Raw genomic sequence first — 15135 nt, 5'->3', positions numbered from 1 at the left:
TGGTACCACTCTCCAGAGTGGTGTCCTATGCCTTAGGTGGCACCGCTCCCCAGAGCGGTGTCCTACTCCCCCTCCACCTCACCTGTATCCCAACTCCCCTCACCAACCTCCACCTTCATGATCTCCTCCAGCACCTCCGTCGCGTACGCCCCGCGTGCCAACTCAAACGCCACACGCACATACGCCCCGTGCTCGTCCACGCCGCCCTCTACCTCGGGCATCACCACCGCCACACGCAAAGGCCGACGCACCCCGGGCATCAACTCCGCGATCCCCGAGCGCTCGCCACCAAGATCATCCAGCGTCAATCCCTCGGCCTCGAGCGCCCGAATCTCCATCGCGTCCACCCGATCTCCCGCACGCATCATCCTCGGACCCCACATCGGCCCACTCGGGCTGATCTCCATCCGCGCCACTCGCTCCTTCGTCGCCGCGTCCGCCGCGAGCGACTCATCGACGCCAAAGACCGCGCCGCTGTCGTGCTTGAACGCCAGGTCGCCCGCCACCATCGTCGCCAATGTCCCCTCACGAAGCCGCGTCTCCAGCACGCGATTGAACACCGCTCCCTGCACCGCCGACAGATACATCGCCCGCGTGTCGCGATCGATCGCCCGCAGCGCCCGTGTGCCATCCTTTCCGCGAGCCATCTCGCGCAGCACCCGCCGTTCCGCCCGAGCCCACTCGGGCATGGCCGCGAGCGCACCCTCCATATCACCCTTTCCAAACCGCTCGCAGGCCGCCGAAAACCCGGGACCGCCCCGGGTCGCTTCCCCACCCGCGCCCACACCCATCATCTCGCGCACGAACCCCTCGCCATCACCCTTGAGCAGCAATCGCCCCAGCACGTGGTTGTTCCCGCGCACGCCGAATCGCTGCGTCCCGAATCGATTCGGCACGCCCACACGTTCCAAGATGTCCAGCACCCGTTTCGCCGAAAGCACCGATCGCACCTCGACCTCCCGGATGCGGATCGAGAACCGATTGCCCCGAAGGTGCCCGGGCCGAATCTTGTTCGTGTGCCGATCAACCCACAAGACGCCCACACGCTCGTCACGAATCATCCCGAAGCGCTCACTCACATCCCCATGAAATCCAGGCAGATGCACGCTCATCACCTGCCGAGTGACAGCCCGCGCATCCTTAAGCCCCGCGTACCCCACCGCCCCGCGCGAAACACCAAAGTGCTCCGCCAGAATCCGCACAGCATCGAGCGTCGTGACGCCACGCTTCTGCACAAACAAGTAGACATGCTCGCCGCTCCCGCACGCCTCATACGCCGGGATCTCCTCAACGAGAAAGTCCTCCGGGCGCTGCTTGATCCGCCCGCCCGTGCCCTCGATGGTCCCGGTCAGATACACCCGCCGATGCTCGCTCACGGCTCCTCCGTCAGCGCCTCGTCCAGCACGTGCTCGGCGACATAGATCGGCACGCCCCCCGCAATCCCCAACGCGATCGCATCGCTCGGCCTCGAATCAATGTGCACCATCTCACCCTCAGAGTTCTTCACATCCAGCGTCGCGAAGAACGTCTGGTCCGACAGATCCGTGATCGAGATCGACTCCAGTGTCCCGCCCATCGTCGTGATCACGCTCGCGAGGAGATCGTGCGTCTGCGGCCGCTTCACGCTGATCCCCTTCAGACGCCGCTCGATCGCCTGCGCCTCGGGAAGACCGATCACGATCGGAAATGTGCGAAGCCCGGCCTCGCCCTTCCCGTCGCTCGAGCCGTTCTCCCCGGCCTCACCAACCTCGCGCAACTCGATCACCTGGAGATCGGTCATCTCGCGAATCAGGATCCTGGATAACTCCATACGTACGGGCATGAAGAATGGTAAGCCCGCTCCTAGGCCCCACGCCCGTCTTCGTCGTGTCCCATCTCGCCACGCCGACGCAAAGCCCGCGTCTCGTTCTCGTCGGACTCTACATCCTCAATCACGCCACGCGTCTCGACGCGAGTCCCCAGTGCCGCGACCAAGCCCGCCGGCACGCCGATATCCGCCACGACCACTTCGCCCACACACCGCTGCGCCTCGAGCGACACAAATCCCGCTTTGAGCCCCGCAAACGTCACCGTCACATCCGCCACGATGCATTCGCCCAGTTCCCGTCCCGTGTCAGCGTCCATCCCGCTGGGCACATCAACCGCCACGACGAACCCCCGCTCACCGACACCACGTTTCCACGCATTGATCGCCGCAATCGCCGCCGCCGCTTCGCCGACCACCTCTCGATCCAGTCCCGTCCCGAAGATCGCATCGACGACGACATGGGGCCGATGCCCCGCGCACGCGCGCGCGACCACGTCCCCGCTTCCCTCGAGAATCTCGATCCCCATCGCGCGCGCAATCGCAAGATTCGTGCGCGCATCTCCAACAACCCGCGTCACCTTGCCCACCAGGACGCACACAACCGTCGCCCCGGCGTTCGACAGGTGCCGCGCCGCCGCAAAGCCGTCCCCGCCGTTGTTCCCCGTCCCGCACACCACCACCACCCTCGGCTCGGCGACCTGCTCGACCATCTCCAGCACCACGTCCGCCACGTGCCGCGACGCGTTCTCCATGAGCACGATCGTCGGCATGCCGAACTCCGACACCGCGCGCTCGTCGATAGCCCGTGCCTGCGCGCGCGTCAGCAGAAACAGGTCCGCGGGCGGATCATCCGCGCGAACGATTCCCGCCCGGCTCCTCGCCCGCACACTCCCTCGTGCCGCCCGATCTCGTGGATCCATCCCGAGTCTCCCTGTCGTCTGAGCTCGATGCGATGTCGAGTTCGGGTCAGAGAAATGCCCAACTCTGATCAAACACCGACTCCCACCAAGCCGAAGAGCATCCTAGGAAGTGCGTAGAAGCCTACATGCGGCCCTGCACGCGCGAGAAACCCGCTTCCGCGTCCGAACATGCCTCGCGAACCAACCGAGGCCCAATCCGCTACGATTCACAGGGATTCAGCCGTGTCATCCTCGCAGCGATTCATCGCGTGTCTCGTGCTCAGCCTTGCCGCCCATCTCGCGGTTGTGCTGGTGACCGCGCGCGTGCAGCCGTGGAGCGCGTCCACCACGTCCACATCGCTCGCCGACGTGCAGCCCATCGTGATGCTCCAGGAGCCAGACCCGACGCCCCCAAAGACCCTCTTGGGCAGCCCCGACGCGCCCGATTCGCCCAGCAAGACCTGGCTCGGACACGACCAGGGCAACGACACCCCCACGGGCGAACTCTCCACCGTGACGCAGGGTGCGCTCTCGCCCGCCCCAGGCGTCACGCTCGAGTACTCACCCGCGAATCCGCCAAGCCCGGCACTCAATGAGCCGATGACCGACCCCACTACTGAATCCACTCCGCCATCACCCAAAGTTGGTACGCCAACTGCGCTCTCTTCACAGCCAGCAACCCAGGCTCTACCCGACGGATTCGCGCTCCTGAAGTTCCTGACCTCCATCAAGCCCAGCGAGACCAACTCACCCACACGAGCACCACTCGTTGATGGTCCACAGCCCGACGCACCGTCCGCGACAACACCCACCAAGCCGTCGCTCCAGGTCGGCCAACCCTCGCCACCACAGTCAAAGAACAAGCCGCGTCCGGAGATGACACCCAACCAACTCCCGGGCCAGCCCTCGGAGTCCTCGTCCACGCCCTCGACCGACCAGCCGATCCCCGTGCGGCCCGATGGCAGGCCCCTCAGCGCCAAGGGCCTCCGCATCATCACCGTCCAGCCGCGCGTCACCACGCTGATGCGCGCCACCATGCCGATTCGCAACCCGCTCGTGCGAGTCCGCTTCGGGCCCGATGGCAAGGTCCGCGAGGCCGACTTCGTCCCGGGGCGCGACGTCGGCATCCACGCCTGGAACGAGTCGATCCTCGACGCGGTCTATCGCTGGCGCGCCCAGGGCAAGGAACTCGACGAGATTCCCACAGGCGATCCGCGAGCCGGCATCTCCGTCGATTTCCTCTTCATCCTCACGAGGGGCGACTGAGCATGACCCGCGTCGTCGTGCCCGACACCAACATAGGCGTGCTGGTTGGCGCATCGGCGATCGTGATCGCGACTTCCGCGCTCGCCCAGCCCGGCGTCTCGCGCCCCTTCCAACTTGTGCCCGTGGAGCAGAACACCACCGACGCCTCGCCACTCTTTCAACGTCGTGGTTTCGAGCCGGTCGATCTGCGTCAGCCCATCGACTTCGAGCGCGTCTATCGCGTCACGCCCACGCCCGCCATCGGCATCCAGCCTCTCGAGACCCTCGGCACGCCCGGCGACGGACTCTTCGCCCGCGTCAGCGGCGGCCTCATCATCACCTTCCCCCGCTCGACCTATGAACGCGTGGGAGACTCCACGGTTGCCACGCTCCCGCCCGGCGCGATCTTCCACATCGCCTCTCCCACGCCGTCTCGGGTGGATGCCGTGAACGTCCCGACCGTTGCCCCGGATCCGTTCACGCCCTCGCCCGAACTTCCGCTTGCGCCCTCGGCCAATCGCCGCCTCGCACTCGCGCGATCGCCCGTGCCAACAACCCGACTCGTCGATCACGCCCCCGAGGCCGAGACATCCGCACGCGAGAATCTCTGGTCGAACGACACCTACCGCGCCGCTCGAATCTCCTCACTCATCGCCCTCGCCACGCAGAATCCGTAACAACATCAGGCGATCAACTCGTCGAACGACACAGCCCTTCACATGCTCGTGGGGCAGGCGGCCCGCCTGCCTCTACCGCTTCAACATATCTCCAAGAGAATGAATCGCGAAACTCACCGCACGCCCGAGAGCCTCGGCACAACCTCATCAGCCTGCGGGAACTTCGGGGTCTTGCCTGGTGCCGTCCGTGTCAGGCTCGCCGCCACGCTTGCCGCCGCCGTCGCTGATTCCACAAGCCGCCATTCCTCGGCCTGCTGCCCGCGTGCCGCATGCACCTGGGCCCAGCCACCCGCGATCGCACCAGCGAACGCGTCCTCCGCCGCCGATCCATCCCATGAGCCTGTGTCGAGCGCCGGGATTCGCTTGGGCCTCCCGCGATGCGACATCACCGAGCCGTTGGGCCCCATCGTGAGGATCGCGGTCGTCGGTCCAAGTTCCGGCAGGCGCATCGCCAGACGTGCCGCGTCCGCGACGCCCTCCATGCGGAGCAGTTGCGTCGCCTCGGTGCGGTTGACCAGGAGCACGTCGGTCTGCTTCAGGAGCGAGGCTGGAACGTCGCGCGCGGGCGAAGCATGAACAACCACGCCACGCCCCGACGCGCGGGCCAACGCCGCCGCAACGCTCGCCACCGCGGCCGGAATCTCCAGTTGGATGAGCACGACCTCGGCCGAGTCGATCGTCGCTGCTGCATGGCGGGCATCCTCCGCGGTCAGCGTCCCGCTCGCGCCCGCCCAGACCATTCGGACGTGATCGCCAAACTGCGCGCCCGCCTGGTCCACCGTCCCGACGACGCAGCGACCCGTGGGCGTCCCGGGGATCACACGCACGTGCGTGGTATCAACACCGGCCTGCTCGAGCGTCGCGAGGATCGCCTTGCCCGCGGCATCATCACCGACTGCAGAAACCAGCGCAACCTGCGCCCCGAGCCGGGCGGCTGCGAGCGCCTGCTTGACGCCTCGCCCCCCCGGAGCCGATGCGCCGGCACTCCCGACCATCGTCTCGTTCGCGATCGGCAGGTGCGAGCCGCGAAGGACCCACTCGGAGCAAGCGGCTCCCACCACGCAGACGCGCGGCTTCGGCGCCGCCCGCGGCGCAAAGTCAGGAAACCCGCGCTCGCCCACGCCACTCGCCACCCGTCACACCTCCAACCCGCCCCCCGCTCATCTCATTCGATGACCCCGCGACCTGATGCCTGATGCCCGATCCCAGATGCCTATTTGATTTCCAGAATCTCAAACTTCTTCACGCCCCGCGGCGCGTTCACGCGGATCACGTCCCCCACGCGCGCCTTCATCATCGCCTCGCCCATCGGGCTGGTCGCCGTCACCTCGACGTAGTCCGCCGGCGGCATCGGGGCCGACTCGCCCACGAGTTTGTACCAATCCTCGTCGTCGTCTCCCAAATCCTTCATGCGCACCGTGGTCCCGATGAAGACAACCCCGGCCGCGGCCTTCGAGTGCTCCTCGCTCACCACGCGCACCTGAGCTAGACGGTCCTGCAGGCGCCGGATCTCCGACTCTTCCAGGCCCTGCTGATCGCGGGCGGCGTGATAGTCGGCGTTCTCCTTCAGGTCGCCCATGGCCCGAGCCTCGGCGATGCGCTGCGAGAGCACCGGGCGATTCTCGATCAACGCCGCGAGACGCCCTTCCAACTGCTCTTTCTCGGCCTGCGTCAATAACTCCATCGCGACCCGTCCTCACTCGTGTGGATACCCACTGGGCAAAAACCAAGCCTCCGCGGGAAGGGCCGCACGAGCGACCGCCGCGAAGGCGCCTGAAACACTCGGTTCCAGCGGTCAATCTAGGCGCGCCGCGTCACGCTCGCCACCGACCCACCCTCCCACGATCCAAACGATCACCCCCAGCGCCAGGACCCACACCACGCTCTGCCAATGCTCGGGCCCGACCCACGCCGTCTGCCCCGAGAGCGGCCGCTCGCTCCCCGCGTCGAAGATCCCGGTGATCGGCGAGTACATCAGCCATGATTGCTCGCCCAGCGCCGCCGCAACGCCGGACATGCCGAGAACCATCGCGAGGATGAGCACCATCCACAAGGCACGCGACGCGCGCGCGTTCGAGCGCATCGCGCCCCACAGCACGCCGCCGATCAGGAACGCCCATGCCGCCAGCGACGCCGCGAGCACCGCGCCAACCTCCGTTGGCCATGCCGCCAGCCACGGTGCCGTCTGGGGCCAGATCACCGCCTGCGTCGAGACGATCACGATGAAGACGTCCGCCAGGCACGCGCGCGCGACGCGCGTCGGCCACTCCTGGCTGAGCCTGACCAGGGGCCAGACGATCCCGATAGCCACGCCCGTAGCCGAGATCATCAGCCGCGCGCTCGCTCGGTAGACCTCCGGGCTCATCCACCCGAGAAGCCCGACCGCGCCGATCGTGGTCATCGTGATCAGTAGGAGATACACGATCCAGAGCGCGGCGAACGTCCGCGGCTCGCCGCGGCGGTGGGCGAAGCGATCGGGGGGGCGTGACGACATGATGAACTATTGCGCGCGCGTCGAGCGCGGCTGGGCGTTGTTCACGGGCCCGGGCGTCTGCGTGCGGGCGAGTTCCGCGCTCGCCGAGCGGTCATAGAGGATGTAGTTGGAGTTGGCGTAGACGAGCGGGTAGCCGCCGTCGATCCGACCCAGATCCTGGAAGAGCGAGGCGAGGTTGCGGAGTTTGTCGCGGGTGGGCGCGTCGCCGAACTTGGGGGCGTCCACGGGCCCGCCCCAGACGATCCGCGTGTCGAACGTGGTCACGATGGTGAGCGTGCCCTGCGAGGCGAAGTCGGCGAGATCGACGCCGGCGACCTGGGTGAACCAGGGCTGGCGCGAGAGGAGCGCGAGCAGGTCGATCCCGGCATCGATGTCGTTCCCGGTCCAGGGCGTCGCGAAATCAATCGGAGGCGGTGACGACGGGTTCTCGAGCGTGCGCGGGTGCGGGCCACCGGGGGGATAGAGCGCCGGCATCAGGTGCCCCGTGGCGCTGAGCCAGCACTCGCGCTCGCCTTGTTTGACCAGGGCCATCGGCGTGCGCCAGGTCCCGGTGATTCGCAACGCGTTCCCGGCGGAGCGCTCAACGGTCGGTGAGCCCTCGAACCACCCCTCGATCTCCAGCCACGAGCGGATGGCGTCGAGCGAGACGGGCGAGAGCGGATCGGGTTTGGCGTGGGCGATCTCGGCGGCTTTGGCCATCATCTGGCGCTGGGTGTCCGCAGGCATCCACGTCTTGGATTTATCGGACGTTGATGCCGCCGGCCAGACAAACTCGACAGTCAGCGGCGTTCGCGAGACCAACGCCACAGCCCGGGCGTGCAAGCGATTGGAGCCGAGCACCAACACAGCGACCAGGCCCAGAAAGAGGACGACAGCGACCATCGACGCCGACAGACGCACAAAGACCGCCCAATCAAACGGGGCGGCATCAGGCTTGGTCGGCGTGGTGGTCATGGCTTTGGGGTGTCACGAAGGGCGAGCATGATCAATCGGCTGGCGAGTTCCGCAAATATGAGGCCAGGCCCCTCGACAGCGTCCGCGGCGGCCATGGGGAGCAGGGAATGGCTCGTGAAGCCGGGCATCGTGTTGACCTCGAGCAGATTTGGCGCTCCGTCACGTCCGAGAATGTAGTCCACGCGGCAGAGATGGCGTACGTCCAACTCACGGGCGAGTCGGACGGCGTTGCTCTTCAGGAGGTCGGCCAGTCCCGCGGGGAGTTCGGGGCGAACGAGGTACTTGGTGTCGTCGCGGGTGTACTTGGCCTCATAGTCATAGAACGCGACGGCGGGCTTGATCTCGACAATGGGGAGCGCGACACCGTCGAGGATCCCGACGGTCAGTTCGCGGGCGTTCAGGATCGCGGCCTCGATCATGAAGACGCGTGTGGGATGGGCCTTGAGATCCTCGAGCACGCTGGCCCGCGCTTGGGCAAACTCGGCGTGATCCTTGCAGAACCGCACGCCGACGCTCGAGCCCTCGTGGACGGGCTTGACGACGACGGGGAAGGGCAGGGGGCAGCGCTCGTCGCGGGTCGAGAGGATGGCGGCGGGAGCCGTGGGAATGTTCAGTCGCAACGCGGCGAGTTTGGTCGCGATCTTGTCCATCGCGAGGCGGGCGGCGGTGGGGCGGCAACCGACGTACGGCCGGCCATCGGTTTCGAGGAGGTCCTGGAGCGGGCCACCTTCGCCCCATGGGCCGTGGAGGAGGGGGAAGATCACGTCACCGTGGATAGCGCGGAGTTCGTCCCGGGTGAGGCGATCGATGACATGGAACGTGGGCTTGAGGTCGGCGCGATCGGCGAGTGCCGCGGCGACGGCTTTGCCACCGATGAGGCTGACCTCACGCTCGGCGTCGGGGCCGCCGGCGAGAATGGCGACATGGATGGAAGATGTGGACATAGGAGTAGAAGTCGAGGAGGCTTGCATGCGAATGGGTGTTCGGGTGAGGAGTATGTAGAAGAAAGTAGGGGCAGGCGGGTCGCCTGCCCCACGAGATTGGGTAGAGAGTGTCAGAGGTCGTTGGCGATGGCGTCGAGGCCGACGTCGTGGCGGGTCCAGATGACAACCTCGGGCTCGAGGGTGATGCCGAAGCGGTCGTGGACTTTGGCGCGGACCTCGAGCATGAGGCGGGCGACGTCGCGGGCGGCGGCCTTCTTTCTCGAATCCGGTTTGGGCGTCACGATGAAGTTGGCGTGCTGGTGGCTGACCTCGCAGAGGCCCCGCGAGAGTCCCTTGCACCCGGCGTGATCGATGAGCAGCCCAGCGGGAACGCGCGAGCCCCTCTTTGCACCATCGGGTAGTGCGGGTGGGAGCGGCGCGAGGTCGTGGGGCGTGATGGGGTTCTTGAAGCAGCAGCCGGCGGAGTGGGCGGCGAGGGGTTGCGAGGCGCCCTTGGCCTCCATGATGCGCCGGTGCGTCTCGCGGAGTTCGATCGCATCGCCCTCGCCGAAGCGGAACTCGGCGCTGGTGATGAGGAGGTGGTTGAGCCCGCTGTGGCGATACGAGAAGTCGATCTCGCCTCGTTCGAGAGTGATGGTGCGCGCCTCGCGATCGAGGGCGTGGACGCGGGTGAGGCGGTCGGAGATCTGCCCGTACGTGCCGCCGGCGTTCATGACGATGGCGCCGCCGATGCTCGCGGGGATGCCGCCGAGGCCTTCGAGCCCGGCCCAGCCGAGTTTGACGACCTTGGGAATCAGCGTGCGGAGATCCACCCCCGCGCCGACGCGCAGCGTGCGTTCACGCTCGTCGAACTCGGTGGCCTTGAACTCGCCGGCGTTCAGCGAGACGACGAGATCGGAGACGCCGGCGTCATCGACGAGGAGATTCGCGCCCTCGCCAAGGACGCGGAGGTTGGGATCGACCTCGATGCAGGCGCGGAGTTGATCGACAGACTGAGGCGATGCGAAGCGATCGGCCCGGCCCCCGATCCCGAACCAGGTCTCGATCGCGTGATCGCGGGTGATGTCGGGGGCGGAGGAAAGCATGGGGTGGAAAGCAATGGGGAATAGGCAATGGGCAATGGCTGGGTGCGCGGTGTGTTCTAGGCCGTGGGTGTTGTCGCAACGCGGGCACTGGTGGGCTTCCCGGCCTTCATGTAGGCGTGGGCGATCTTGTAGACCGGGCCCGCGCCCATGACGACGAGGAGGTCGCCATCTCGGCAGAGATTGTCGAGTTGCTCAAGGATCGCCTCGAAGGGATGGAGGTGCATGGCTCTCACGCCACGGGCGCGGAGGCGATCGACGAGATCGTTCGAGGTGATCCTCGCCTTCTCCTCCTCGGAGTCGCGGACAAAGTAGATCTGCGGCACGATCACGATGTCGGCCTGCGAGAACGACTGGGCGAACTCGTCGAGGAGGTGCCTCGTCCGGCTGTGCTGATGGGGCTGGAAGACACAGATGAGCCTGCCGCCACGCTGCTCGGGGTGTTCGAACTCGCGGAGGGCGCGGAGCGTGCAGTCGATCTCGGTGGGGTGGTGCCCATAGTCGTCATAGACGCGGACAACGCCCTGCCCCCTCTCCCCCCCGGCGTGGAGCGGGCGCTCGCCGAGGAACTGCGTGCGCCGGTCGATGCCCTTGAAGCGTGAGAGGGATCTCGCAACGACGCCCGGCTCGGCCCCGGCCCAGGTCGCCAGGACCAGAGCGGTGGCGGCGTTCATGGCGTTGTGCACGCCGGGGAGCGCGAGCGTCCACGTTGCGAGTTCGCGATGATCGTGGGTTATCGTCGCGGTGCGGCGATCGGTGTCGACGCGGACGACATAGTCTGCGGCGGGCGAGAAGCCGATCGTCGAGACCTGGCACGAGAGCCCGGCCGTCACCTCGCGGCGGTGGGCGCCCTCGTGGGCGATCAGGAGTCGTCCGCCCTCTTCGGCGGCAGGGATGAGGCGGGCGAACTGGTGGAAGGCCTCGACGACGGCGTCGAGTGTGCCATAGATATCGAGATGGTCGGCCTCGACGGAACTGATGGAGGCGAGCGTGGGGCGGTGGTTGTGGAAGGAGCGGTTGAACTCGCACGACTCGGCGAGGAGAAGGCCCGGCTTGCGGGCGAGGAGGCCGCGGGGAATCGCGGTAGCGCCGAGTCGGAAGCCGGTGGGCGTGCCCATCTCATTCCCGTCGTGACCCTCGCGTGGTTCCGCGAGGGCGCCGCGGGCGAGTTGGCACGAGGTCGCGCCGACGATGACGGTGGGGTCCAGGCCGGCGTCGGTGAGGGCGATCCCGAGCATCGCGGTGGTCGTGGACTTGCCGTGCGTCCCTGCGACGCAGATCGCGGTCTGGGCGGCCATGCAGCGCCCGAGGGCCTCGGCATAGGTCATGGTCTCGAGGCCCAGACGCAGGGCCTCGAGGAGTTGCGGATGGTCGGGCTTGATGGCGGCGGAGTGGATGACGAGATCCGAGTCGCCCGGGAGCCACTGGCGGGATTGATCGAAGGTCACGGCGAAGCCGACGGCGAGGAGGGCGTCGGTCGTCTCGCTGGGCGTGGAGTCGGAGCCTTGGACGATCGCCCCGCAGGCCTTGAGCATGCGGGCGAGTCCCGACATCCCGCAGCCGCCGATGCCGAGGAGATAGGCGTTTCTGCCGCGTGGCTCGAAGTGGCGGTCGCTTCCTCGCGTGTGGGGGCGAGGGGTGGCCGTGGGTTTCGTCTCGATGGTGGAGGCGGGGTGGGCGGGACGGGCGGGACGGGGGGGACGGGGGGCGGGCGTGGACATGGGAACAGAGTATCGACCGGGCGAACGGTTTTGGGCGAGGGCTCATGCGACGTCCGGGAATCGGCATTCGTGATTCGTGATTCGGCCTTCGTGGGGGAAAGGAAACGGTGGACGTTCCACCGAATGCCAAACGCCGAATGACTGATGCCCGATCCCTGATGCCCGATCCCTGATGCCCTCCCCCTACCCTCCTCCATGCCAGACTCTCTCGTGACGGGCGCCCGCCCCGACATGCCGTATCGCATCGCGTGCCTGTGCGATCTCCGCGATGAACGGGGGCGGGTCTTGCTGCTCAAGCGCAGCCGGACGCCGAACCAGGGGCTGTGCTCGCCGATCGGCGGGAAACTCGATGTGGCCCACGGCGAGTCGCCCGCCCAGTGCGCCCGCCGCGAGATATTGGAAGAGGCCGGGATCGACGTCCCCCTCGAGCGTCTGCACCTGATCGGCCTGGTCGCCGAGCGCGAGTTCGAGGGGCGTGGCCACTGGCTGATGTTCGTCTACCGCGTGCTCGGGCCCGTGTGGGTCGAGCCCCAAGAGATGCGCGAGGGAACGCTGGCGTGGCACGAGCCTTCGGATTTGGAGCACCTGCCGGTGCCCGAGAGCGACCGCAAGATCATCTGGCCGCTGATGAAGGCCGCCGAGCCGAAGACGAAGGATGGCAAGCCCGGCTTCTTCGCGGTGCACATCGATTGCAGTGGGGGCACGATGAAGTGGAACGTTGAGCAGCAGACGCCGGGAGCGTGAGGAAGCGGGGTCGGGTCACGCCCTGCCCCCCGGCCCAGCCCTCGACCACGTCCAGCCGCCCCACATGATCGATAGAAATCGAATAAACCTGGCCACTTTGGTTGGCATTCTCGAAACCATGGCGCACATTCCCCATGTCGGGGCGATCGGAGGCAGCCAGATGCGAAGCGACCATCGAAATCGGACGGGCCCGTCGGCGAACCGGGCATCGGCATCCTCCAGGGTTCGGGCGACGGTTGGGGGTCTTGGCCTCCTCACGGGCCTTGTGGCCCTCACCAGCCCCTCCATGTCCGCCCTCGCCCAGACGCCCTCATGGCAGTACATCCCGCCGCTCACCGGCGAGACGTACTTCTTCCCGACCGACATGTCGGACTCTGGCATTGTCGTGGGCGGGAGCGGTTCCATTGGGAATCAGCCCAGCGTCCTCCGGCACATCGAGCGGTACGATCCTGCTTCTGGCGCGACACAACCGACGCTCCTCACCATCTTCGGAAGTAACCAAGCCCGCATCTCGGGCGACGGTCAGGTTGTCGGCGGCAACTGGCGCGGCGGTGCTCCGCTTCCTTCTCCTGGTCCAGCTTTGGAGTACTCCAACGGCGATCTTCGTCTGCTTCCCAGCGTCATCATCCAGGGCGAGCGGCGTAACAGCGTCATCGAGCACCTCAGCCACGACGGCACCTCGGCGGCGATGACGTACTACCCATTTCAGAACGGGTCCACAGTCCAGGGCAACGCGGTCTACCGCTGGAGTGTGCACGACGATGTCGCGCAACTCCCGCCCTCGCCGCTCCTGGGGACCACCTACTCGTTTGTGAACGGCATGAGCGATGACGGGCGGTACATCGTCGGACAGATGGCGCCGGACATTTTCACGCCCGACTCCCCCTTCGCCTGGGACACCCAGCAAAGCACGCTTGCGCCATTTCTTGATCTTCAAGGACAACCCATGGGCACTGGTCGAGCTACGGCAGTCAGTGGCGATGGGTCACGGATCTACGGCTGGTACTACGCGGAGAACTCGGTCGTCACGCCGTACATGATTTCAAATGGAATCACAGAGCAACTCACGTTCAGTGGGCCACTTGGAGGATTAGCGCTTTGGCCTATAGACGCCTCGTTCACCGGGGATGTGCTCATTGGTCCCTTCGGTTCGAGCGGCTCCTGGATCTGGACGGAGCAGTCTGGCGCGATGCTCGCCAACGACTACTTCCGCTCCTTCGGCCTCGACTTCCCGGCGACGGCGCGCATCCGCGATCTCATGGTCTCCGGCGACGGCCGGCACTTCGCGGGTTGGATGGAGTCGGGCTCTGCCGGCTTCGTCGTCACCATCCCCGCCCCCGGCGTTTCGGTTTCATTCATTCTTGCCGGAACCCTCGCCAGCACGAGACGCCGCCGAAGGCCGGACGCTCTTCGGGCGTGAGCGGGGGCGAGCCTTTTCTCATCGGCGAGACGCGGGCCCGGGTTGAGCCGGATCGCGGGCGGGGCGGTGGTCGATGGGGCGTGAACGGCGACCAATGTGGCGAGAATCGCCGCTGATGCGGGGACAAAGGCGGTCGATGTCGGCAGAATGATCGCCGATGTGCCGACAATGATGATCATTGTGCCGATATCGATCGTCGTTGTGGGCACAATGAGAGTCATTGTCGCGACAATTATGATAATTGACGCGAGGAAAACTCCCGTTGTGGCCAGGATTGGAGTTTTCCTGGGCAGGAAAACAGTGTTCCTCGCGAGGAAAACGATCTTCGTGGGCAGGATTGGAGTTTTCGTGGGGAGGAAAACTCCCTTCGTGACGAGGAAAATCATTTTCCTGCCGAGGAAAACGCTCGCCGTGCCCGCACGAAGTGCGCTCGCGGGCGGGATGAGTGGTGTCGCGGGTCCGAACACTCGAGAAGAACGAGAATGGGGAATGGGGAGGGGGGCAATGGGCCATGACAGACCAATGGCGGGTGGGCCCGAACCCCAGTTGTCGTACGCTCCTCCATGCCCTTTGGACTCCCTCGCTGGCTGATCACGGTCGTGCTGCTCGTCGGGTCGAACACGTTCATGACCTTCGCGTGGTACTTCCACCTGAAGAAGAAGGACGCCTGGCCTCTCTTCATGGCGATCGGGATCTCGTGGCTGATCGCGCTGCCGGAATATCTGCTGCAGGTCCCGGCGAATCGGATCGGGCACATGAGCGCGACGGGCGGCGGAGAAGGCGGGGGCGGGGGTGGTGGGCTGACGACGCCGCAACTCAAGATCCTCCAGGAATGCATCACGCTCGTGGTCTTCCTCGTCTTCTCCCTCAAGGTCATGGGCGACACATGGCATTGGCGAGACGGCGTGGCAATGGGCCTTGTTCTGCTCGCCGTCGTCGTCGCGATGTGGGGGAGGGTGTGAGGGGGAAGGCGTCAGGCACTAGGCACTAAGCACTAGGCACCAGGCATTGGGCACCAGGCATTGGGCATTGGGCATTGGGCATTCGTGATTCGGCATTTGTGAACGCTGGACGCTGCCTTGTATCCGGCACCAGTCGTCTCAAAGCCGCCGACTCGTGGCACCCGAGTGAATCACCTCGTCACCTCT

16 protein-coding genes are annotated in these 15135 nt (G+C 66.3%); 6 read left to right on the top strand and 10 right to left on the bottom strand.

The window, feature by feature from the left end; all coding sequences use genetic code 11:
* Positions 1-62 precede the first annotated feature (62 nt).
* The 3 genes from truD to IPK69_05775 are packed head-to-tail and all read right to left on the bottom strand — an operon-like array spanning position 63 to position 2727.
* Positions 63-1376 carry a tRNA pseudouridine(13) synthase TruD gene (gene truD / locus IPK69_05785; protein QQS10129.1) on the bottom strand — a complete coding sequence of 438 codons (1314 nt, stop codon included), beginning with the start codon at positions 1374-1376 and terminating at the stop codon, positions 63-65.
* Positions 1373-1822, bottom strand: a complete 450-nt coding sequence (locus tag IPK69_05780) for a bifunctional nuclease family protein (protein QQS10128.1) — start codon at positions 1820-1822, stop codon at positions 1373-1375. Before IPK69_05780 ends, truD begins: the two co-directional genes overlap by 4 nt.
* Positions 1823-1842: 20 nt before the next feature.
* Positions 1843-2727: an NAD(P)H-hydrate epimerase gene (locus IPK69_05775; protein ID QQS10127.1), complete on the bottom strand. Its 885-nt coding sequence runs from the start codon at positions 2725-2727 to the stop codon at positions 1843-1845.
* A 222-nt stretch (positions 2728-2949) separates the two neighbouring features.
* On the opposite strand from IPK69_05775, the gene IPK69_05770 reads away from it, so the two are divergent.
* On the top strand, positions 2950-3972 hold the full coding sequence (locus tag IPK69_05770; protein ID QQS10126.1) for a hypothetical protein: 1023 nt from the start codon (positions 2950-2952) through the stop codon (positions 3970-3972).
* Between the two features lie 2 nt (positions 3973-3974).
* The gene (locus IPK69_05765) at positions 3975-4628 is read left to right on the top strand and encodes a hypothetical protein (protein ID QQS10125.1); all 654 of its coding nucleotides are present in this window, start codon (positions 3975-3977) and stop codon (positions 4626-4628) included.
* Positions 4629-4741: 113 nt separating this feature from the next.
* On the opposite strand, the gene IPK69_05760 is transcribed toward IPK69_05765, so the two are convergent.
* The 7 genes from IPK69_05760 to IPK69_05730 all read right to left on the bottom strand — a co-directional run bounded on the left by IPK69_05760 (position 4742) and on the right by IPK69_05730 (position 11823).
* Positions 4742-5761, bottom strand: a complete 1020-nt coding sequence (locus IPK69_05760) for a hypothetical protein (protein QQS10124.1) — start codon at positions 5759-5761, stop codon at positions 4742-4744.
* A gap of 80 nt (positions 5762-5841) precedes the next feature.
* Positions 5842-6312, bottom strand: a complete 471-nt coding sequence (locus tag IPK69_05755; GenBank protein ID QQS10123.1) for a transcription elongation factor GreA — start codon at positions 6310-6312, stop codon at positions 5842-5844.
* 111 nt (positions 6313-6423) lie between these two features.
* Positions 6424-7122 carry a hypothetical protein gene (locus IPK69_05750; protein QQS10122.1) on the bottom strand — a complete coding sequence of 233 codons (699 nt, stop codon included), beginning with the start codon at positions 7120-7122 and terminating at the stop codon, positions 6424-6426.
* A 6-nt stretch (positions 7123-7128) separates the two neighbouring features.
* Positions 7129-8076: a hypothetical protein gene (locus IPK69_05745; protein QQS10121.1), complete on the bottom strand. Its 948-nt coding sequence runs from the start codon at positions 8074-8076 to the stop codon at positions 7129-7131.
* The gene (locus IPK69_05740; GenBank protein ID QQS10120.1) at positions 8073-9020 is read right to left on the bottom strand and encodes a D-alanine--D-alanine ligase; all 948 of its coding nucleotides are present in this window, start codon (positions 9018-9020) and stop codon (positions 8073-8075) included. The genes IPK69_05745 and IPK69_05740 overlap by 4 nt, the downstream gene beginning before the upstream one ends.
* A gap of 110 nt (positions 9021-9130) precedes the next feature.
* Positions 9131-10105 (bottom strand): UDP-N-acetylmuramate dehydrogenase, encoded by a 975-nt coding sequence (gene murB, locus IPK69_05735; protein ID QQS10119.1) that lies wholly within the window; start codon positions 10103-10105, stop codon positions 9131-9133.
* Between the two features lie 56 nt (positions 10106-10161).
* Positions 10162-11823 carry a UDP-N-acetylmuramate--L-alanine ligase gene (locus IPK69_05730; GenBank protein QQS10118.1) on the bottom strand — a complete coding sequence of 554 codons (1662 nt, stop codon included), beginning with the start codon at positions 11821-11823 and terminating at the stop codon, positions 10162-10164.
* A 195-nt stretch (positions 11824-12018) separates the two neighbouring features.
* Between IPK69_05730 and IPK69_05725 the strand changes: the two genes are divergently transcribed.
* From IPK69_05725 to IPK69_05710, 4 genes are all read left to right on the top strand, one after another.
* Entirely contained in the window at positions 12019-12567 is a 549-nt protein-coding gene (locus tag IPK69_05725; protein ID QQS10117.1) for an NUDIX domain-containing protein, read from the top strand.
* Positions 12568-12727: 160 nt separating this feature from the next.
* Complete coding sequence (locus IPK69_05720) at positions 12728-13987, top strand: hypothetical protein (GenBank protein ID QQS10116.1); 1260 nt, start codon at positions 12728-12730, stop codon at positions 13985-13987.
* A gap of 96 nt (positions 13988-14083) precedes the next feature.
* A complete protein-coding gene (locus tag IPK69_05715) occupies positions 14084-14578 on the top strand; it encodes a hypothetical protein (GenBank protein ID QQS10115.1) in 495 nt (164 codons plus the stop codon).
* Complete coding sequence (locus IPK69_05710; protein ID QQS10114.1) at positions 14551-14949, top strand: DMT family protein; 399 nt, start codon at positions 14551-14553, stop codon at positions 14947-14949. Before IPK69_05715 ends, IPK69_05710 begins: the two co-directional genes overlap by 28 nt.
* Positions 14950-15135 lie beyond the last annotated feature (186 nt).

The sequence above is a fragment of the Phycisphaerales bacterium genome, assembly GCA_016699835.1.
Lineage (GTDB): Bacteria > Planctomycetota > Phycisphaerae > Phycisphaerales > UBA1924.
The sequence above is the reverse complement of the archived record's forward strand: the minus strand, read 5'-3'. Positions and strand labels throughout refer to the sequence as shown.